Genomic DNA, 21420 nt, shown 5'->3' with positions numbered 1-21420 from the left:
CCTTCAATATTAATTAATTATTCAAACAAATTCAAGAATAAAAGAGGCTGAAGTTCGATTTGACCCGAACCAGCCTCTTAATCATCTCATTTATTCTTATTTTTTATCGTCTTTCTTTACAACATGAATGTTGTTTTGTTTCGCCTGGGCTTCTGTCTTATCAATTTCAGCTTCCACGACTTCATCCGGATGGACGTTGCCCTCTGACTGGAACTTCTCTTCATCAGATTCAGCTGCGCTTTCTGAATCAGGTGAAGCTGTATGCTTGTCTTTAGATACGCCCTCTTTAATTTTATCTATATTTTTCTGGGCAAGTTCTGCCACTTCATCCGTTTTTTCTTTCGCCTGATCACGGACGTTTTTCGCATATGACTTTGGATCTTCTTTTGCTTTGCCAAACTCATCTTTGGCAACTTCCTGATAATGTTTCGCCTGCTCGGTCACTTTAGACTGTACATCTTTTGCCTGTTCAGTGACTTTAGACTGCACATTACCGGCATATGCCTTAGGATCGTCCTTTGCTTTTGTATATTCAGACTTTGCTTTCTCCTGATACTCCTGTGCCTTATCCGTTACTTTACCTTGTAAATTCTCCGCATAGGCTTTCGGGTTCGCTTTTGCTTTATAATATTCTTCTTTCACTGCGTCACGATTTTTCTTATCCGACAGTTTTTTTACTGCTGCAGCAATACCAACGACTGCTGCGATCTTTACTAATCCGTTAAATAGTTTTCCCATTGTATACACCTCTAATATTTTGTCTTAGCTTTCGCTTGATGTAAACCGTTACCCGTATCTATTAGACATTAAACTAAATTTCTTAAAATATCCAACTCTTCTGATGATAAACTACGGTATTCGCCCGGTTTTAACTTTTCATCAAGCGGCAGTGATGCGAATGAAATCCGCTTTAAACCGGTCACTTCATTCCCTAAATACTGAAACATCCGCTTCACCTGATGAAATTTCCCTTCTGTAATCGTCAGATGGACTTTCTGCTCATCTATTTTCTCTGCTTCTGCAGGTTTCGTGAAAAAGTCCTTTAACGGAATACCTTCTCTCAGTGCATCCAGATCCTCTTCTGATACCGCATCACGAAGTATCACCTCATAAGTTTTACCGTGATGTTTTTTAGGACTCGTCAGTTTATGGGCAAGTTTACCGTCATTCGTAATCAGCAGCAGCCCCGTCGTGTCTTTATCCAGCCTGCCCACCGGAAACAACTCCCCTGCCTGGGCATGATCGATAATGTCTATGACTGTCTCTGCCTCATCTTCTGTAGATGAAATTACACCTTGCGGCTTATGAAGCATGATGTAAATAAACGCTTCAAGATTGACCTTTTCTGTGCCAATCAGGATGTCATCCTGATAAGTCACGCTTACCTTTGGTGATTTAACGACACTGCCGTTTACAGTGACCTGTCCTTTTTTAATGAGCCCTCCGACTTCTTTTCTGCTGCCGGTACCGGCGTTTGATAAATATTTATCGAGACGCATTTACAGCACCTTCAGTTTTCTTCTGATTTTATCTGCACGTGCACCTAAAATCTGATCAGCAAGCCCGCTTCTGAACGACAGTACCACATATATCAGCGCACCGACCGGCACCGTCACAAGCAGTGTAATCACTGAGTTCAATTTAGTCGTTACATCCATATTCATCATCAAGAGCAGATAAACAAGTTCAACTGCGAACACCATAATAATACTGTAGAACACAATCTGTGCCAGAGGTCTCGCGAGTGATTTCACTCTGAATTCTCCGTATTTTCTGATGATAAACAGATTAATGATAACACCGATTCCGAGTGCGATAAATGTTCCCATCACTGCACCAACAGTCTGGAACTGCATAATCAATGGAATATTTACAGCAGCTTTAATGGCAAGCATAATAATCACTACATATAAAGTCATGTTCTGTCTGTCTATTCCCTGCACAATTGAACATGTCATTGTGAATAAAGAAATCACAATACTGACAGGCGCATAGAACATTAAAATTTTAATTCCCATTTCATTATAGCTGTAGAATGAAGAATAAAGCGGCGCAGAAAGCACCATCATCCCGAGTGCTGCAGGTACCGCAAAGTATAAAAGCATCAGGAGCATTGTTTTAATCTGGTGGTGCACCCCTGTCATATTACGCTGCTGGAAATTCTTTGTGATAAACGGCAGAATCGAAATCGCAAACGCCGCCGCAAGTGATGTTGGAATCATCACCAGTTTATGAGTCGTTAAATTCAGCATTCCGAACCATGTATCATGGTACTGTTCCGGAATTCCGCCGAGCGCGAGACCATTGTTATGTGTCAGCTGGTCGATAAACATCGTTAACGGAATCGCTACCCCGACAATGATAAACGGAATACCATAGCGGATAATTTCAGAATACATTTCTTTATATGAGAAATCGTAATCCGTTTCATCCGTCTCAACCATTTTCTGAATATGCGGTTTACGCTTTCTCCAGAATACAAACAGTGTTGCGAGCGCACCGACGCCGCCGACAAATGCTGCGAACACAGCGATTTCATTCGCAGTTCTGATTGAACCGCCGAGAACATTAATGACAATGAACGCACCGCCGAGCAGGAACGCAATTCGGATAATCTGCTCAATGACTGCAGAAGCACTGGTCGGGCCGAATGATTCAAAGCCCTGGAAAATACCTCTCCATGTCGCCATAAACGGAACAATGATGACAGCAAATGACACAATACGGATAATTCCTGTAATGTCTTCATTGGACCAGCGGTGCGCACCTTCGCCCGCTGCCGCCATCTGCAGATCAGCAATAAAAGGCGCCGCAATATACATGACAGCAAAAGCGAAAATACCGGACGCCATCATGACATAAAGACTTGAACGGTATAGCTTCTGACTTGTTCTGTATGCACCGAGCGCATTATATTTCGCTACATACTTTGACACAGCACCCGGAACACCGGCTGCTGCGACTGATAACATAATGGTGTACGGTGTATATGCATAACCGTATAATGCGAGGTTTTCTTCCCCGCCCATAATACTGTAAAATGGGATAACATAAAGCATCCCAAGAATTTTTGTGATAAACGTGGCAATTGTTAAATAAAATGTGCCGCGTATCAGTTTATTAGAATCCGACATTTACAAACCCTCTTAATTTCAGAATATAATACATTATAGATGATTAGCACAAAGTTTCAAACAAAAAGGAGATAATTCATGTACGATACAATTATTATCGGCGGCGGGGTCAGCGGTTTAATGGCAGCGTACGCCGCTTCACAAAATAACAAACGTGTATTAATTATAGAAAAAAATAAAAATCTCGGCCGCAAACTTTTGATTTCGGGCGGCGGCAGATGCAATGTGACGAACCGCCTCCCCTACACAGAAATCATTAAGCATATACCAGGGAACGGAAAATTCCTTTACGGTCCGTTCAGCACATTTGATAATGAAAGTATTATTGATTTTGTCGAATCACGCGGTGTTTCATTAAAAGAAGAAGACCACGGCCGGATGTTTCCGGTGTCGAACCAATCGAAAGATGTCCTTAATGTTTTTTTAAACGCTCTCGCTGAAAACAAAGTCGACATTAAATATCATACTGCAGTGACTGAGCTGATGATTCAGGACGGACGCGTCACGGGCGTGAAGACTAAAGATGAAACATTCGCAGCAGGAAACATCATCATCACTACCGGCGGCAGAAGTGTGCCGCATACAGGGTCAACCGGTGACGGCCATACATTTGCAGAATCCGCCGGCCACACGATTACAGAACTCTTTCCGACTGAAGTCCCTGTAACATCCGATGAATCATTTATTAAAGACAGCACTTTAAAAGGACTCAGCTTGAAAAATGTCGGCCTGTCTGTACTAAAAAAGAACGGAAAGCCGAGAATCACACATCAAATGGACATGCTTTTCACCCATTTCGGTATTTCAGGGCCGGCCGCACTCAGATGCAGTCAATTTGTTTATAAAGAGCAGAAAAACCAGAAAAAAACACACATTGATATGATGATTGATTTCTATCCGGATGACAGTAAGGGTTCACTTTCGGAAACGTTCGATAAAACTGTCAAAGAACACCCGAACCGTGCTCTAAGGAACATTTTAAAATCAATGATGCAGGACCGGCTCGCTGAATTTATGCTCGAATATTTAAATATTGACGGCGACGCCAACAGTCATCACATAAAAAATGAAGATAAGGAAAAGATTATACAATTTCTGAAAGGTTTCGTATTCACCGTAAACGGCACCCAGTCCATCGAAAAAGCATTTGTCACAGGCGGCGGTGTGAATTTAAAGGAAATCAGCCCCCAGACGATGGAAAGCAGGCTCGTTAAAAGCCTCTACTTTGCCGGTGAAGTACTGGATATTCACGGCTATACCGGCGGATATAATATCACCAGTGCACTCGTCACCGGTTATACGGCCGGAAACAGCGCGTGCAGGGAGTGATACAAGAAGCAATGAGTCTGTACAAAGTAATGAAATCCAGTTTAAACTGCGACCTGAATGAAACAGCGCCGGTTTAGACTGGATTTCTAAAATAAATACTGATACTTATTCTTTTATATATTTCTTTTTAATTTATGACATTATACAATATAATTGGAAGCGTTTTCTTTTGGTATAGTGTTTCATAACTAAGAAAGAGGTGTGCAATTGAACAGTACTCAAAACAGAAGAAGTATTTTTGATTATGCAGTCATATTACTCGCGGTCATTGGTTTTTGGTCTCTGTTTTTTTATCCTGCTTTTATGAATCAACACTTTTCAATTTTATTATCAGCACTGCTCATGGCAGTCTTTACATTCAGAACAGTCAATCTGGCCAGAAAAAAATCATTCGGTCCTTACTTTATGTTCTTTTTACTATTAAGCGCTGCTGCAGCAACTTTCTTCTTTTATGAAATATTTTAAAACAGCATCAACAATTAACCATCTTCAGTAAAGCTTCTTTCTTTATATAAAAAGTCCCCGACCGAGTACATGACTATACTCAACCGGGGACTTCCTCATTCATTTACAATTTCAAAATGTTCAACTGACGGGAATGGGTCATAATAATGATGCAGCATTTCTTTCCACAAAAGATATTTTTCAGATTGTCTGAATCCTTCAGTATGATCCTCGAGCGTCTGCCAGCGGACAAGCAGTAAATACTTCCCTTCCGTTTCAAGACATCTCTGCAGCTCATGGGAATTATAGCCGTTCATTGAAGAAATGATGTCCGAAGCCTTCCGGAATGATGCTTCAAACGCATCTTCCCTGCCTTTTGTAACCTGTAGAAATGCCGCTTCTAATATCATGACGCACCTCCAATAATTAATTCGCTACGATATTCACGAGCTTACCTGGGACAACAATCACTTTACGGACAGTCTTCCCTTCAATTTCAGCTTGAATTTTTTCGGATTCTACTGCTGTTTTTTCGATATCTTCTTTTGAAGCATCGCTTGCTACAGTCAGTTTTTCTTTAACTTTTCCGTTAATTTGAATGACAATTTCCACTTCGTCTTCAACCAGTTTCGCTTCATCAAACTGCGGCCATTCGCTGTAGGTAATCGTACCTTCATTACCGAGTTTACTCCAAAGCTCTTCAGCAAGGTGCGGTGCAATCGGCGACAGCAGTTTCGCAAAGTTTTCGATATGTTTCTTAGACACTCCATCCGCCTTATTACATTCATTAATGAAGACCATCATCTGTGAAATCGCCGTGTTGAAACCGAGGGTTTCGAAATCTTCAGTGACTTTCTTCACTGTCTGATGATACACACGGTCAAGGTCCGGTGTGTCTTTATCAGTAATTTTCGACTGAAGTTCACCGGTCTCTTCATTAATAATCAAGCGCCATACACGGTCAAGGAAACGTCTCGCACCGTCAAGACCTGTCGTACTCCACGGAATCGATGCATCAAGCGGCCCCATGAACATTTCATACAGTCTCAAAGTATCCGCACCGTGAGAATAAATAATATCATCCGGATTGATGACATTCCCTTTTGATTTACTCATTTTCTCATTGCCTTCACCGAGAATCATCCCCTGGTTGTAAAGCTTCTGGAACGGTTCTTTTGTTTCTACAGCACCGATATCGTAAAGGACTTTATGCCAGAAACGTGCGTACAGAAGGTGAAGTACCGCATGTTCAGCACCGCCGATATAAAGGTCAACCGGCAGCCAGTGTTTAAGCTTTTCTGGATCTGCAAGCTGCTCTTTATTGTCGGGATCGATATAACGCAAGTAGTACCAGCAGCTGCCGGCCCACTGCGGCATCGTGTTGGTTTCTCTCTTGCCTTTCACACCGTCGTCCCGGGTGACATTCACCCATGCATCGTTATTCGCAAGCGGTGATTCACCGGTGCCGGACGGTTTAATCTGATCCATCTTCGGCAGCGTCAACGGCAGCTCATTTTCAGGCACTGTTGACATTGTACCATCTTCCCAGTGAATGACAGGGATCGGCTCACCCCAGTAACGCTGGCGTGAGAAGAGCCAGTCACGCAGTTTATATGTCGTCTTTTTCTCACCGAGATTTTTTTCTTCAAGAATTGCGATGGCTTTTTCAATCGCTTCCTCTTTACCAAGGCCGTCCAGTTCACCGGAATTTACATGCGGACCGTCACCTGTGTAGGCTTCGTTTTCCACATCTCCGCCGGACAGTACTTCAATAATCGGCAGGTCGAACGTTTTCGCAAATTCATAGTCACGCTCATCATGGGCAGGTACCGCCATGATGGCACCAGTTCCGTATGACGCCAGAACATAATCTGCGATCCAGACAGGCAGCTTTTCACCGTTGAACGGATTAACAGCGTAAGCCCCTGTAAATTCGCCGGTCTTCTCTTTCGCAAGATCGGTTCTTTCAAGATCGCTTTTACGCGCCGCTTTTTCCTGATAGGCTTTTATTTTTTCTTTATAATCCTCTGTTGTGATTTCATCAATCAGTTCATGTTCAGGTGACAGTACCGCATAAGTTGCGCCGTATACAGTATCGGGACGTGTCGTAAATACGGTGAAATCTTTATACGTATCTTCAATTTTAAATGTGATATTTGCCCCTTCTGATTTACCGATCCAGTTTCTCTGCATGTCTTTAAGAGATTCCGGCCAGTCAAGATCATCCAGATCTTCAAGAAGACGGTCCGCATATTCAGTAATTTTTAAAATCCACTGTCTCATCGGTTTTCTGACCACGGGGTGTCCGCCGCGTTCTGACAGACCGTCAATGACTTCTTCATTCGCAAGCACAGTTCCAAGCGCCTCACACCAGTTCACAGGCACTTCATCTACATAAGCAAGCCCTTTATTATAAAGCTGAATAAAAATCCACTGTGTCCATTTATAGTAGTCGGGATCCGTCGTATTCACTTCACGGTCCCAGTCATAGCTGAAGCCGAGCTCTTTAATCTGACGGCGGAAGTTATTAATATTTTTAGTGTTGAATTCTTTAATATCATTACCGGTATCAATCGCATACTGCTCTGCCGGAAGGCCAAATGCATCCCAGCCCATCGGATGAAGCACATTATAACCCTGCATCCGCTTCATACGCGAAATAATATCCGTTGCTGTGTATCCTTCCGGATGACCGACATGAAGCCCTGCCCCTGAAGGATACGGGAACATATCCAGCGCATAGAACTTCTTCTTGTCATACTCCTCTTCAGTTTTGAAAGTTTTATTTTCTTCCCAGTATTTCTGCCATTTTTTCTCAATGTCGCGATGCTTAAACGCCATTACTTTTCCTCCTTCAAATATAAAAAATCCCATATCAAACCAGACGATTTGATATGGGACGATCTATTAAGACCGCGGTACCACCCGCATTCACTTTTAAAGTGCCACTTTATTATAAATGTTTGTCATTAAACGCAGATGAGTTCAAGCTCCACTGGTACCGGTTTGCAGCACCACCGGCTCTCTGTAAACAATGTCCACCCTACTACTTCTGCTACATATTAATATATGCTATTTCTTCTGCTACTGCAAGGTTTATTGACAAAAGCACAGGAATAAAGCGTTTTTCACCCGCCATTATGAACAGTATATGTCCATTTCACTGTAGCGGAATAAAAAGAGAGGGCCTTCTGTGTCCTGATGCGCCACAGATATGGAAAAATCCTTTTTCTGTGGCGAAAGGCGGTGGCAAACGCTACAGATTGATGAAATACATAGAATCCGTAGCGCACAACGACACAGAGTGATGAATTTCGCGTAGGCTGTAGCAAAAACCATCTTCAAACGACACAGACCATCCCCAAAATAGATTTCTGTGCCGCACTAACACCCCACCATCATGCCCCACTCCTACACAAGTATCACATTCTCAAGCTTCAACAGATGCTTCTTTTTATCCAGTCCGCCGGTGTAACCGCCGAGTGTTCCGTCACTTGCGATGACCCGGTGACACGGGACGATAATTGATAACGGGTTCTTTCCGTTCGCATTCGCAACTGCGCGTGAATAATTCGCACCGCCGCACTGCTCTGCGAGCGTTTTATAACTAATGGTCATGCCGTACGGAATTTCATACAGTGCCCGCCACACTTTTTGCTGAAAAGCTGTCCCTTTATATTCAAAATCAATCTCTACATTAAATACTTTACGTTCACCTGAAAAATATTCTTGAAGCTCACGTGCGCAGTCTCTGAGTACTTCATTCCACTCATCACTCTCACCTTCAGTGTCCGCATAATCAATACCTGTAATTTTACTATCATGACTCGAGATTTTTAGCCAGCCGATTGAAAACTTTTCATATACTGAAGTCATATCCGTCACCCTTTATATTCAATAATTAATCCTCTGTCATACACCCGTGATACTCTTTTTAACACCATGATATAGCTGATAATACCTGTTACAGCAAGCACCGCAGTGAAAATCAGCACTCCGCCTGCTGCGACCGACCCTGAAGTATCCACAAACATTCTCGCAAATATACTGGTGGCAAATACAAAGACAAGCATGACTATAATAATCATCACGTTCGCCGCAATACCGATTCGGTCTGTCGGCTGTTTTTTATTAACGACAGGAGTGGATGCACCAATCAGCATACCGACCGGGATGACAGTCAGTGCTGTAAATATAATACACAGCCAGGAAAGCAGTAAATTCACCACTGAAAAATCCGCAATCATAAATGCTGCTGCCGAAAGTACTAAATAAACCGGGATAATGGTAATTATATTATATAGATATTTAGCGGTGGCTATATCCTTCGGACGCACCGGCAGAATCTGCAGCATTTCATAATGCGCCGCATCTCGTGCCGTGTTCAAAGCAGAAACAAACAAGCTGATAATGACAGTCCCTGTTACAGAAACCGCAATCAGAGAGGCACCGATTTCAGCATCCAGCGTATCCATCTGATATACACCGACATAGTAAATGATAAACGGCAGAAAATACTGTGGCAGCACTGCTGCCCATTCCTTGAAATCACGGCGTGTCATCGTTAAATCTTTCGATAATAAACTGATAACCGGCGATGAAACTGCCGCTTCTGAAGATTTCACCTTACCCGCGCGTGATGTACTGAGTGCTCCCTTGATAAAAGCAGAACTTACAAGTCTCGTGACAATGTATAAAACCAGCACACCGAGAACTAACGCAGCGACAGAACCGGCAGCCGTTTTCAACGGCTCGATATTATACAAAAAACCGTTGAACAAGACACTCATGTCAGGCATTTTAGACAGCACCCGCTCGAAATTCCCTGTACCGAACGTAATGATTAAATACGGCATAACTCCAATCAATCCGCCGGCGAGTGTCAATACCTCGCTGACACGCCCCGGTTTTGATACTTTCGTAACAAAAAATACAATGATATAACTGATTCCGAGTATCACGGCACTGATTAAAAACATGTAGGACAAACTGCTGAAAAGAGCAGCCACATTGTTTTCACGCACAGATAAAGCAATACCGAAAAAAAGTCCTGTGATGACAGTGACCGGCAGGATACCTGTCGAAAGCTGCATCAGTGATTTTGCCGTAAACAACTGCCCGGCAGTCACAGGGAATGTCATGTAAAGTACCATATTCCGGTTCATAAATAAGTCTTTAACAATTTTATTTACCGTTAAAAGTGATAAAAATATAATCAACGAGACCGTCACTACAGTGACAGACGGTGCAATCAATGATTCATCCATCGACACAACAATAAAAAACAGTGAAATAATAATTCCCGGTCCTGCAAAAACGATGATGACACTTAATAATAACAACGCCAGTATCGTTGATGCCCTCATATTTTTAAGGTAGTTAATTCTAGACAGTATCTCCACTTTCATAATTTGAAACATCTGAATATGCCTCCTCTGTCAAATGGAGAAATACGTCTTCCAACGTCCCTTCAGCCAAGCCGCTGATCTGCCGGAGTTCGTCCAGGGTACCTGTTGCTTTTTCCTCCCCTTTATAAATAATCAATATCCGGTCTGCAATTTCCTCTGCCAGGCTGAGTGTGTGGGTAGTCAGAAAAACAGTATTCCCGCGTGATGTATATTCTCTTAAATACTGCTTTAAATTTCTTGTACTTTTCGGATCAAGACCGACATTCGGTTCATCCAGAAAAATCACTTTCGGTTCATGCATTAATGCACCGATGATGACAAGTTTCTGTCTCATACCGTGTGAATACTCTTCAACAAGCGTCTTTAGATCATTCTTTAAATCAAACCACTCCAAAAGTTCACTGACCCGTTCATTAAATAGATTTTTAGGCATTTTATACACGCCGGCGACAAAATTTAAATACTGCTGGCCGGTAAGCTTTCCAATAATATCCGGTGTATCCGGCACGAAACTCCACTGCCGTTTCAGTTCAATATTATTTACGTCCGCCTTAAAACCGAGAATTTCTACGTCTCCCTCTGTCGCTTCAAGAATGCCGAGCATCATTTTAATTGTCGTTGATTTACCTGAACCATTCGGACCTAAAAATGCGAACAATTCACCCTCACCAACATTGAAGTTTAAATTTTTCACTGCATATTTATCTTTATACTCTTTTGATAAACCCCTCACTGCAATCACACGGACACCGTCCTTTATCTCTAATATACTTTAAATCATAATCGTATTGTGTTGTACCGACAAGCATTATGATAGAATTCTTAGAAGAAGGATAAGGTGATACAGATGACTCAGTTTAAATATAGTTTCGAAGATAAACGCTATCACACATGGAACTACCACTTGAAGAATAAATTTAATCAAAAAATATTTAAAGTCGCACTCGATGCAGGGTTCGACTGTCCGAACCGGGACGGCACAGCAGCATACGGCGGCTGTACATTCTGTTCAGTTGCCGGAAGCGGTGATTTTGCAGGAGACCGTGTGGATCCGATTGAAGTACAGTTTGAAAAAATAAAGAACCGCACGCATAACCAAAAATGGAAGAACGGCAGTTACATCGCGTATTTTCAATCATTCACCAACACGCACGCACCCCTTCCTGTATTGAAAGAAAAGTTTGAAGCGGCACTGAAGATAGACGGTGTTGTAGGTCTTTCAATCGGTACACGTCCGGACTGCCTGCCGGATGATGTAGTGGAATACTTAAGCGAACTAAATGAGCGGACATATTTATGGGTCGAACTCGGACTCCAGACTGTCCATGAAAGTACTGCCCGCCTGATTAACCGGGCACATGATTTTGAGTGCTACAAAGAAGGCGTCGATAAGTTGCGGGCACATAATATCAATGTATGCAGCCATATCATTAACGGTCTGCCGGGAGAAAATTACGAGATGATGATGGAAACCGCAGGCGCAGTTTCCGCACTCGATGTGCAGGGGATTAAAATCCACCTCCTTCATCTGTTAAAAGGCACACCTATGGTGAAACAGTATGAAAAAGGCATGCTTGAATTTCTGAATCAGGAGGACTATGTTAATTTAGTCGTCGACCAGCTGGAAATCCTGCCGCCGGAAATGATTATCCACCGTATTACCGGTGACGGACCGATTGACCAGCTCATCGGACCGATGTGGAGCGCGGATAAATGGAATGTATTAAACAGTATTGATGATACTTTAAAGAAACGAGACACATACCAGGGAAAGAAATACGGGGTGGAACATTATGCTTGAGCGGATACTCCCTAAATCAAAATCATTAATTGAAAGTATTTCAGCACCCGGTGATATTTTTATTGATGCGACATGCGGCAACGGACATGATACGAAGTTTTTATCAGAACTTGCCACAGATACAGGACACGTATACAGTTTTGATATTCAGCAGGCAGCCATTGACTCTGCCCGGGAAAATACTGACGGACAGACCAATATTACGTTTATCAAAGACTCGCACGCAAACGTTCAGGAATATGTCTCAAGTGCTGTAACTGGTGCCATGTTTAATCTCGGCTACCTGCCAAAAGGTGATAAATCAATCACTACAACACCCGACTCAACACTCACAGCCTTACATCATATATTCGAACTTCTTAAAATCGGCGGCAGGATTGTTATCGTTGTATATCACGGGCACCCGGAAGGAAAAATCGAAAAAGACGCACTCATTGAACAGTTACACCTCTGGCCGCAGAACATCTGTCAGGTCCTTGAATACCGTTTCATCAACCAGCAGAACCACGCCCCTTTTATTATATGTATAGAAAAACTGAAAGAAGGAAGTCTGAGCTGACTCAGGACTTCCTTCTTATTTTCCCTTAAAACCAAATCGCTACTCCTAGCTGTCTTTCTTCAACGCATTTCCCTTTAACACAAGCACTCCACCGGAGAAGAGCAGTATAAATCCCAATATAAAAAACAAAAGATAACTGTATTGAATATTGAACGTAATGTGGAGGGCGTTGAATAGAAACAATAAAGTACTCAATGCCATCAAAAGTAAGCCGTAAAATTTAAATTTCCGTCTCATAAACCCACCTCCAAACACTTCATAATCATTGATTATCCCCTTTTAATATATAGATATTTATGAATTATCTATCATTAAGGTTAGTGAATCACAGCATCTAAAAAATATGATACACTTGAAACACAATTATCTAAAATTTACTAATAAAGAGAGGAGTTGTCAAATATCAAACAGATTATTATATACATTTCAGTATTATTTGTGTTTACTGCCATCTACTGTTTTCAATCACTTTCTGCTGCGATTTACAGTACTAACTTAACAGGCAGTGATACCAGTTTAGGCTGGAACCAAGATCTGGGTGTCTTTAATACAGCCTTACGCGAAGTTTCAATCATCCCAAATTGGGTACTTCTCTTTCTTATCATTATCAGTTTCATCATATTATTGATTGAATTAGTCCGTCTTAAAGATAGAGATTACTCATAATTTTACTGTACGTTCCAAAAGGAAAAATAAGTTTGAATATACTCTATTAATTCGAGCAGTGATTGGTCTCACACTGTTCACATATTTTTAAGAAAGAAAAATACCGTCCCCCTGCTGTGGTGACATTACTTCCTGCACCAATATTTATCTCACTTCTGGAATTTGCACCTGCTATTGGTATTAAGTATATTCACGGATTTCAATCAAAAAACAACCCATAACTAAATGTATTTTAAAATAAAAGCTTCCGGGACGAAAACTCACGTCCCGGAAGCTTTTATTTCATTTTGAAATTTACACAGCGAACGGCTAAATAAATCCAGACCGGTTTAAATCACGCCGACTTTAAACAGCTGTTCATCAAAAAATCTTTCCAGATAATACATTTGAAGTGCTGTGTCTTCTCTTTGGAACATGCTGTGCTCTACATCATCCATCATTAAAACGCGGAGCTCGCTTGTCGGAATCTGCTTCACATACTTACTGGATATAAACGGCTCAATAATTTCATCTTTCCTGCTGAACATGGCAAGAATCGGAACATCCGGGAATTCATCCAGATACTCAGTTGTTGTCTTCATCTGATTGATGACTGTCTTATACCAGTGGTAACTTACCTTTCTAACCAGCAGTTCATCATTCACGTATTTCTCAAGGAACTTATCATCCTCTGTAAAGTACTTCATCTGAATCCCCGGATTAAATCTTGTTTCATCACTTGTTGTTCTGACACTGGTTTTTAAAGTATTTTTACGGTTCATGAATGACTGCTTAAATGACAGAAGCGGGTTCAACAGTACGAGACCGTCAACTTCGATATGATCTTGTCGTGACGCTTCCAGTGCAATTAATCCGCCAAGACCCTGCCCCATGACAAATATAGGGAGGTTATACTCCCTGCTGATTTCATACCACTCACTGACTCTGTCAACATACTGATAAAAATCAGAAATATGTCCTTTATGAACCCTCGTTGTCTGGCCGTGGCCCGGCAGATCTCCGGTGATGACATGATAGCCCTGTCTTCTTAATTTTGAGATTAATTCTGTATAATATTCATGGTGTTCCATCATGTCATGAATGACAAGAATGACACCTTTTGCCTCTCGATCAGTTTCCCATTTCCACATTTTGCTACTCCTATCCATACAAATGATTATCTCTGTGATACAATCAGTATAACAGTCTAATTTATGAAAGGATAATGAAAAATGATACTGGATTATAATGGTTCAACGCCGCAAATTCACAAGAGTGCTTTTATTGCACCAAATGCAACAGTTATCGGTGATGTTGAAATCGCCGAAAATGCTTCAGTATGGTTTGGCAGTGTGCTGAGAGGCGACATTGCACCGATTAAAATCGGCAGGAACTCTAATGTTCAGGATTTATCTGTACTTCATGAATCAACGGATATGCCGCTTATTATCGGCGATAATGTCACTGTCGGACACAAGGTGACACTTCACAGCTGCACGATTAGAGATAATGCATTAATCGGAATGGATTCCACTGTCCTCGACGGTGCCGTAATCGGAGAAAATGCATTTATCGGAGCCGGCAGCCTGGTCACGCCGGGAACTGAAATCCCTGCAGATTCTATGGCATTCGGACGTCCGGCGCGGGTCGTCAGAGAACTGACTGAGGAAGACAAAAAGGAAATGATTCGCATAAATAACACATATGTTAATCACATTCCGCACTATAAAGTGGAATAGTTCACAAAAAGTTTGTTGTTATATTATTAAGTATGGTAGTAGAATATGGGTTGTTAGAAACTTTTATTTTTTTTGACTTTTTAGGAGGTTTAGTATGCCGTTATTACGTGATATTTTTATTCATTTATCAGAGAATCAATTTCTCAATAATTCCACTAAGAAAATGGGATTAAAATTCGGAGCCAACAAAGTGGTGGGCGGAGTCAGTATCGATGACACAATCGAACGTATTAAAGACATTAATGATCAGGAGATGAGTGTTGTTTTTGATAACCTGGGTGAATTCATCACTGATAAAGAGGATGCGATTCAGGAAAAAGGAAAAATCATCGCAATGATTAATGCCATCCATGAATTCGGTGTCGATTCACATGCTTCAGTGAAGCTGTCCCAGATCGGCTTACAGATTGACTATGACTTCTGTCTGAATAACATCGACGAAATTATTGCAGTTGCTAATAAGCTTGATATCTTCGTGAACATTGATATGGAATCTTATAATTTGTATCCGGACACACTCCGTATACTGGATGCTATGCTTGAAAAGTACGACAATGTCGGAACTGTCATTCAAGCCTATCTGTTAAACTCTCCAGATGATATCCTTAAATACAAAGATACCCGTCTTCGTATTGTAAAAGGTGCATATAAAGAGAGCGCAGATGCTGCACATCAGGATAAGGCTGATATTGACAAAGCATATTTGGAGCTAATTAAAAGCCACTTAACTGAGGGTACAGGTTATACATCCATTGCGACACATGACCACCATATCATTGAAGAAATCATTGATTTCATCGAACAAAATGATATTGACCATGACCGCTTCGAGTTCCAGATGCTTTACGGTTTTAGAAAAGACTATCAGAAAAACCTTGTAAAACGCGGGTATAAAATGGTCGTTTATCTTCCGTTTGGCATGGACTGGTACGCATACTTCATGAGACGTCTCGCAGAAAGACCGCAGAATATCAACCTGATTGTAAAATCAGTCACTAAACACCCTGCGTTTAAACCTGCAGCATTCGGTACTGCCGGAATCTTATCACTATTTACTATTGTTAAATTATTTAAAAGAAAATAGATATTAAAGAAACTGACAGCCAGGCTGTCAGTTTTTTGATTTGTTAAATAACCGGTTGAAACTCATTCGGGCACCTTGCCGTTTTTTCGCTATTAATCAACCGGTACTTTCAATTAATCTAAAAAGACAACTTTTTTGGGGTCAAGATATATTGGGCGACTGTCACAGCACTTTGTAATCCAGAATAAACCAGTGTATATTGGAAATATAAAGTTTATGTCCAATTGAGGATTGAGGTGTACTTATAATGGGAGAAGAACAAAATTTAAAAATAAATATTATAGGTATAATAAGCTCACTATTTTTCTTTGTATTCACAGTTTATTTAATGAGAAGAAATGGGAATGCAAGAGACGCCCAAATTTATGTACCTGATTTTATAGGATACGGATTGTGGGTACTGCTATTAATTTGTTTCATTAGTTTCTTGGTTTTCATTTTAATGCCAAAAATAAAGTTTGAAAGATTTTCTTCAATTGTATCAGTAATCACTTTAATCATACTATTGATTTTGGGATTAGTTATAACTATTGGATGGTTCTTCTTTTATCACCAAATTAAATAGTAGAACCTTATTTTAGATTACTCTTACCACTATATTCCAAAAGTATTCGTCATTCATCCTTTATTCTAACAGTAAAACACAAATCATAACCCCATTCAAAGCGAAGAATGGGGTTATGATTTTTATATAGAATGTATCCAAAAACCTAAATAACTAATAAACAAAGATTTCTTTGTACTTGTAAGTGAAACATGCAGCATGCGCGAACATGCCCCTAATATAGACACATTCCAAAAGACGGTGACGTTTAGAAAACAGCTATCCTATTCGTCAAAGCCTTCTTCCCTTTTATAAAAATCTTCTACAAGCATTTTCGAATAATCATTTAAAATATTAACTGACGCCGACAGATAATCAACATTTACACTCAGTGCCCCAAGTGCGTAAAAACGATTCATTGTGCCGTATCTCGGACTGATGACGCGACGTGTCTGATCAACAATAATACCTCCGAAATCAGCACTTTCAACTATATAATTTTCGAGCATATTTTTAAGCAGCGGACTGTCATCTTCCTCTACCTTCCAAAGTGGTCCAGTCGCATTGATTAACACATCTGTTTCTACCTTTTGACCACCTGCCGACACAGTAAACCCGCCGTCATAATCAACATCTTCCATATCATTAAACATTTTTAACATACCGTCTTCAATCCATGAAATGATTTCCTCTGCGGAACTGTCCGGCATCGGCGAATGATTTTCATCAATCAGCGGATGATATTTCTCCATAAACACCTTTTTATCAGATCGTGATAAATAATGGAATCCTTCTGTCATCACCGGATTCGCTTCAATAATTAAGTACTGGAGCTTCCCGACTTCATCTGCATGTTCCAGATCAAAACTCAAATCCTGATGCGCATCTCCCGTCTGTCTGTCGAAGAGTGAAGTGTTAATCTGATGCTCGGATAATTCCTTTTTAAATAAATCAATCATATGTTGAAGCGGTACAAGTCCGCGGTGTAATTCTTTTTTTATATTTTCTGCTGTAAAATACTTGAGCTGGATCTGACATTCCATCCCTCTCACTGAAGGCAGTTCACCGCTTCTTGAGAAAACATACAGCTCTGACGCACCTTCTTCATGAATTAAATGCCTGATACAGTCAATGGCGGTCAAACCGGTACCGACAATACCGATTTTCCCTTTTAACTGATGCAGTTTTTCATTAACGGGGTACGGATTATGAATATACCGCTTCTTCCCCTTCAACTGATACGGGTCATTGTAATCCATCTGTCCCACTGCCAAAAACACTGCATCATAGTATCTTTCTTCAGTCTCTGTCTGGACGAGATACCCATCCTTTTCAATTAAAACATTCGTAACATAGGCGTATACCGGCTGCACATTTTCATGTTTTAACAAATCATTCAGAAAATCTTCTACATATTCACCGAATAAAGCCCTCGGCGGATGTTGAACCGGCCGGCAGCCTTTTTCTGTCATCCACTTTTTAAAATCTTCATCATCATCACTTAATGACATGCCATCAAATGGCACATTGATGAGCAGATGTTCACTGTCTTCTCTAAAAGGCTGTCCGTGTCCCATACTTTCCCTGCTGTCATAAATATCTATTTTATATCGTCTGCCCGGCGTATGGTTCACAAGTCTGTTTAATATAGATACACCTGAAATTCCGCCGCCGACTACAGCAATCCGTTTTGTTCTATCCATCGTTTCCTCCTGTTGTCATGTCAATTTATCATTCATAAATAAAAGCCCTATAATTAGATTATAGGACTTTTATCAGTATATACAAAAATAATTCATCACGGGTTCAGGCTGAGAATCGCATCTGCGATTTCATCCAGATCTTTAACCGTATATTGGAAACGGCCGTGGAATACATATTTCATGAAGAATGCATCCAGCTCTTCAGTGCCGACCAGCACTTTAACACCCTGGTCATCCGAATAATTTGATATAGAGTAGTTGCCGTTATCCTTCGGATTAAAATAGATAATCGGTACAATTTCATACTGCAGTTTTAAAATATTACGCAGTTTTTCTGAAGATACTTTTGTTTCTTCAATCACTTCATTATAATGATTCACAGCTACTTTATCATCTGTGTCTTTATCAAAAATAAGTGTCTGCTCCTGCTTTTTATCTAAGTTCAACAAGTCAAAGAATGATTCTATATAAGGAAGCTCTTCAAAGTTCGTTTCATTAACACCATGAAGAATATGGCCTCTCCAATACTTGGAATCCAGTAAATAAATGCCTGTTCTTGTTAACACAAGATGGTCAATTTTACGTGTATTCGTGTAGTTGCGGCTCGGTATATATACATTTGAAAGAATATGCATATCAGACTCACGGATTTTCTCATCACGTACCAGTCTGTCTTTCAGCTGAATCAGTGCGAGATCCGTTAAATATTCACCTTTATCGACAGTGAACTGCTGAAGGCTGGATAATTTGTTATCGAGCAGCGTAGTATCGTTATAATATTTTTCATTCAGCGTGGAAATTTCTTTTTTATAACCAAGACGCTCTTCTTCATGCTGTGACTCGTAATTTTCAACCAGTTCCTTCTTTTCTTTATCATATGATTCCTGAAGTGTGTTCACTTCTTTACGGTGTTTGAAGAAATAGACTAAGAACCAAATCAAAATAATTAAAAGTACAGCAGCAACAATGATAAATATCGGCTCTGTAAAAATATCTGTATTCATATTCATATTTATTCTCCTTTTCCTCGAATTGCTTAATTTATTATATCAAAAGAACGGATTTGAAACGATTAAAAACAAGTCTCCATCTTAAGTTTATGTTTTATCTTTAACTAAATGGGTATAATTACTCAATCATTTTTAAAATGAGGATCAATACATTCCATTCAATAATATCCTTTTAAAGGATACAAGGAGGCTTTACTGTGAAACTTAAAAAATATTTACTTACAGGCGGATTACTCTCCGTTCTTGTTCTCGGTGCATGCGGCAATGACGATTCAGATGACATGGATGACAGTGATATGGACGACAATGACATGGAAGATCATGAGAATCACGATGATATGGATGATAATGAAGACGAAGATTAACCTGTTGAACTGAAAAAACCGGAGTTCTGCAGTCCCCTGAAGTGAGATTTATTTCTCGTTTCAGGGGGCTGCAAAAAGCATCCGGGTTTTTTTATTTGGAAAGTGAACCGATAAGTGCATCCACCTGATCCACCGCTTCCCATGGAAGATTCAAATCTTCACGTCCAAAATGGCCGTAGCTTGCGGTGTTTTTATAAATCGGTCTTCTTAAATCAAGCATCTCAATGATTCCGTCCGGTGATAAGTTGAACAGCTCACGGATGGCCTCAACGATTTGAGCTTCACTATATTTTGAAGTCCCGAAAGTATCTACTGAAATCGATACAGGCTGTGACACGCCGATGGCATATGCCAGCTGGATTTCACATTTTGATGCGATTTTACTTGCCACAATATTTTTAGCGATATAGCGTGCTGCATATGCTGCAGAACGGTCGACCTTTGTCGGATCCTTACCACTGAATGCACCGCCGCCGTGACGCGCATAACCACCGTAAGTATCTACGATAATTTTACGGCCTGTCAGCCCTGCATCACCCTGTGGTCCGCCGATAACAAAGCGCCCTGTCGGGTTGATGAAGTATTTTGTATCTTCATCAAGCAGTTCCTCAGGGACAACATAACGAATCACATACTCAAGAAGATCATCATAAATCTGTTCCGGTGAAATATCTTCATGATGCTGTGTAGAAATGACAATCGTATCAATTCGTTTCACAACATTATTTTCATCATATTCAACCGTCACCTGTGTTTTACCATCCGGGCGCAGGTAATCAAGCAGCCCTGTTTTTCTTGCTTCCGTTAAACGCTTTGATAATTTATGGGATAAAGAGATTGGAAGCGGCATTAATTCCTCTGTTTCATCACAAGCGAAGCCGAACATTAAGCCCTGGTCGCCGGCACCTGTAGACACATCTTCCGTACTTCTCGTTTCAATCGCATTGTTCACACCTTGTGCAATATCCTGTGACTGTTCATCGATACCTGTTAATACAGACATTGTTTTATAGTCATAACCGTACTTTGCATCAACATAGCCAATATCTTCAACTGTCTTTCTTACGATTTTAGGAATATCCACATACGTTTTTGTACTAATCTCACCCACGATTAATGCGAGACCCGTATTCACTACCGTTTCACAGGCAACTCTTGCATGTGCATCTCCTTCAATAATTTCATCTAAAATTGCATCAGATATTTGATCGGCAATCTTATCTGGATGTCCCTCCGTCACTGACTCGGAAGTAAATAAATTGCGCTCTGCCATAAATAAGCTCCTTTAAAAGTATATTAGCTATCTCCTAACGACAAAAATAAAACCTTTTCTCATCAAAAAGAGAAAAGGCTCCGCTCTTCCCCTTATCGCTCAGAATACTCTGCATCCTTTAGCACCTTTCTTCACAAAAACTAATAAAGAGGTTGCTGGGCTTCATAGGGTATGTTCCCTCCACCGACTCTTGATAAGAGATAACTTATTTAATAATATACTAGATTCACAAAACCAAATCAAGACCAAGCATGTGGTTTTCATGATTCATATTATTTAATCCTAGCAGTTTACTAGATTTTATTTGTATAGTCGCTGTTCTTAAAGTAAAAGTCATTAATTTTCGAGAAAGCTATTTGAATCACTGAATTCTCTGTCGTCC

Annotated in this window: 21 protein-coding genes and 1 riboswitch; of the genes, 8 read left to right on the top strand and 13 right to left on the bottom strand. The window is 40.6% G+C overall.

Annotated elements, in window-relative coordinates; translation table 11 throughout:
- Nucleotides 1-96 precede the first annotated feature (96 nt).
- The 3 genes from ACFSX4_RS00725 to ACFSX4_RS00715 form a co-directional block, all read right to left on the bottom strand.
- Nucleotides 97-738 carry a hypothetical protein gene (locus ACFSX4_RS00725; RefSeq protein WP_377770547.1) on the bottom strand — a complete coding sequence of 214 codons (642 nt, stop codon included), beginning with the start codon at nt 736-738 and terminating at the stop codon, nt 97-99.
- Nucleotides 739-806: 68 nt separating this feature from the next.
- Nucleotides 807-1499: a pseudouridine synthase gene (locus ACFSX4_RS00720; RefSeq protein ID WP_377770545.1), complete on the bottom strand. Its 693-nt coding sequence runs from the start codon at nt 1497-1499 to the stop codon at nt 807-809.
- Nucleotides 1500-3134 (bottom strand): putative polysaccharide biosynthesis protein, encoded by a 1635-nt coding sequence (locus tag ACFSX4_RS00715; protein WP_377770543.1) that lies wholly within the window; start codon nt 3132-3134, stop codon nt 1500-1502.
- A 78-nt stretch (nt 3135-3212) separates the two neighbouring features.
- On the opposite strand from ACFSX4_RS00715, the gene ACFSX4_RS00710 reads away from it, so the two are divergent.
- Together ACFSX4_RS00710 and ACFSX4_RS00705 are read left to right on the top strand one after the other, a co-directional pair.
- Nucleotides 3213-4463: a BaiN/RdsA family NAD(P)/FAD-dependent oxidoreductase gene (locus ACFSX4_RS00710; RefSeq protein WP_377770541.1), complete on the top strand. Its 1251-nt coding sequence runs from the start codon at nt 3213-3215 to the stop codon at nt 4461-4463.
- A gap of 207 nt (nt 4464-4670) precedes the next feature.
- Entirely contained in the window at nt 4671-4928 is a 258-nt protein-coding gene (locus ACFSX4_RS00705) for a hypothetical protein (protein ID WP_377770539.1), read from the top strand.
- 95 nt (nt 4929-5023) lie between these two features.
- Here the strand turns inward: ACFSX4_RS00705 and ACFSX4_RS00700 are convergent, their stop codons facing one another.
- From ACFSX4_RS00700 to ACFSX4_RS00680, 5 genes are all read right to left on the bottom strand, one after another.
- The gene (locus tag ACFSX4_RS00700) at nt 5024-5317 is read right to left on the bottom strand and encodes an antibiotic biosynthesis monooxygenase family protein (protein WP_377770537.1); all 294 of its coding nucleotides are present in this window, start codon (nt 5315-5317) and stop codon (nt 5024-5026) included.
- Nucleotides 5318-5333: 16 nt separating this feature from the next.
- Nucleotides 5334-7748: a leucine--tRNA ligase gene (gene leuS, locus ACFSX4_RS00695; RefSeq protein ID WP_377770535.1), complete on the bottom strand. Its 2415-nt coding sequence runs from the start codon at nt 7746-7748 to the stop codon at nt 5334-5336.
- A 570-nt stretch (nt 7749-8318) separates the two neighbouring features.
- Nucleotides 8319-8783 carry a methylated-DNA--[protein]-cysteine S-methyltransferase gene (locus tag ACFSX4_RS00690; RefSeq protein WP_377770532.1) on the bottom strand — a complete coding sequence of 155 codons (465 nt, stop codon included), beginning with the start codon at nt 8781-8783 and terminating at the stop codon, nt 8319-8321.
- A gap of 5 nt (nt 8784-8788) precedes the next feature.
- Nucleotides 8789-10327, bottom strand: a complete 1539-nt coding sequence (locus tag ACFSX4_RS00685) for a hypothetical protein (RefSeq protein WP_377770530.1) — start codon at nt 10325-10327, stop codon at nt 8789-8791.
- On the bottom strand, nt 10293-11057 hold the full coding sequence (locus tag ACFSX4_RS00680) for an ABC transporter ATP-binding protein (protein WP_377770528.1): 765 nt from the start codon (nt 11055-11057) through the stop codon (nt 10293-10295). Before ACFSX4_RS00680 ends, ACFSX4_RS00685 begins: the two co-directional genes overlap by 35 nt.
- 105 nt (nt 11058-11162) lie before the next feature.
- Here ACFSX4_RS00680 and ACFSX4_RS00675 point away from each other — a divergent pair, with 105 nt between their 5' ends.
- Entirely contained in the window at nt 11163-12116 is a 954-nt protein-coding gene (locus tag ACFSX4_RS00675; protein WP_377770526.1) for a TIGR01212 family radical SAM protein, read from the top strand.
- Nucleotides 12106-12675 carry a tRNA (mnm(5)s(2)U34)-methyltransferase gene (locus ACFSX4_RS00670; protein WP_377773397.1) on the top strand — a complete coding sequence of 190 codons (570 nt, stop codon included), beginning with the start codon at nt 12106-12108 and terminating at the stop codon, nt 12673-12675. Before ACFSX4_RS00675 ends, ACFSX4_RS00670 begins: the two co-directional genes overlap by 11 nt.
- A 45-nt stretch (nt 12676-12720) precedes the next feature.
- On the opposite strand, the gene ACFSX4_RS00665 is transcribed toward ACFSX4_RS00670, so the two are convergent.
- A complete protein-coding gene (locus tag ACFSX4_RS00665) occupies nt 12721-12912 on the bottom strand; it encodes a hypothetical protein (RefSeq protein ID WP_377770524.1) in 192 nt (63 codons plus the stop codon).
- A gap of 758 nt (nt 12913-13670) precedes the next feature.
- Nucleotides 13671-14471 carry an alpha/beta hydrolase gene (locus ACFSX4_RS00660; RefSeq protein WP_377770522.1) on the bottom strand — a complete coding sequence of 267 codons (801 nt, stop codon included), beginning with the start codon at nt 14469-14471 and terminating at the stop codon, nt 13671-13673.
- An 81-nt stretch (nt 14472-14552) separates the two neighbouring features.
- Here ACFSX4_RS00660 and ACFSX4_RS00655 point away from each other — a divergent pair, with 81 nt between their 5' ends.
- The 3 genes from ACFSX4_RS00655 (at nt 14553) to ACFSX4_RS00645 (ending at nt 16708) form a co-directional block, all read left to right on the top strand.
- On the top strand, nt 14553-15059 hold the full coding sequence (locus ACFSX4_RS00655; protein ID WP_377770520.1) for a gamma carbonic anhydrase: 507 nt from the start codon (nt 14553-14555) through the stop codon (nt 15057-15059).
- 94 nt (nt 15060-15153) lie between these two features.
- On the top strand, nt 15154-16143 hold the full coding sequence (locus ACFSX4_RS00650) for a proline dehydrogenase family protein (protein WP_377770518.1): 990 nt from the start codon (nt 15154-15156) through the stop codon (nt 16141-16143).
- Nucleotides 16144-16390: 247 nt separating this feature from the next.
- Nucleotides 16391-16708, top strand: a complete 318-nt coding sequence (locus tag ACFSX4_RS00645) for a hypothetical protein (protein ID WP_377770516.1) — start codon at nt 16391-16393, stop codon at nt 16706-16708.
- 263 nt (nt 16709-16971) lie between these two features.
- On the opposite strand, the gene ACFSX4_RS00640 is transcribed toward ACFSX4_RS00645, so the two are convergent.
- Nucleotides 16972-18390, bottom strand: a complete 1419-nt coding sequence (locus ACFSX4_RS00640) for an FAD/NAD(P)-binding protein (protein WP_377770514.1) — start codon at nt 18388-18390, stop codon at nt 16972-16974.
- A gap of 95 nt (nt 18391-18485) precedes the next feature.
- The gene (locus ACFSX4_RS00635) at nt 18486-19400 is read right to left on the bottom strand and encodes a nuclease-related domain-containing protein (protein ID WP_377770512.1); all 915 of its coding nucleotides are present in this window, start codon (nt 19398-19400) and stop codon (nt 18486-18488) included.
- 197 nt (nt 19401-19597) lie between these two features.
- Here ACFSX4_RS00635 and ACFSX4_RS00630 point away from each other — a divergent pair, with 197 nt between their 5' ends.
- The gene (locus ACFSX4_RS00630) at nt 19598-19765 is read left to right on the top strand and encodes a hypothetical protein (RefSeq protein ID WP_377770510.1); all 168 of its coding nucleotides are present in this window, start codon (nt 19598-19600) and stop codon (nt 19763-19765) included.
- Nucleotides 19766-19856: 91 nt separating this feature from the next.
- Here the strand turns inward: ACFSX4_RS00630 and metK are convergent, their stop codons facing one another.
- A complete protein-coding gene (gene metK, locus ACFSX4_RS00625) occupies nt 19857-21038 on the bottom strand; it encodes a methionine adenosyltransferase (protein WP_377770508.1) in 1182 nt (393 codons plus the stop codon).
- A gap of 89 nt (nt 21039-21127) precedes the next feature.
- Nucleotides 21128-21238: riboswitch (SAM riboswitch) on the bottom strand.
- Between the last annotated feature and the right edge of the window lie 182 nt (nt 21239-21420).

It is taken from the genome of Corticicoccus populi (assembly GCF_042686195.1).
Lineage (GTDB): Bacteria > Bacillota > Bacilli > Staphylococcales > Salinicoccaceae > Corticicoccus > Corticicoccus populi.
The sequence above is the reverse complement of the archived record's forward strand: the minus strand, read 5'-3'. Positions and strand labels throughout refer to the sequence as shown.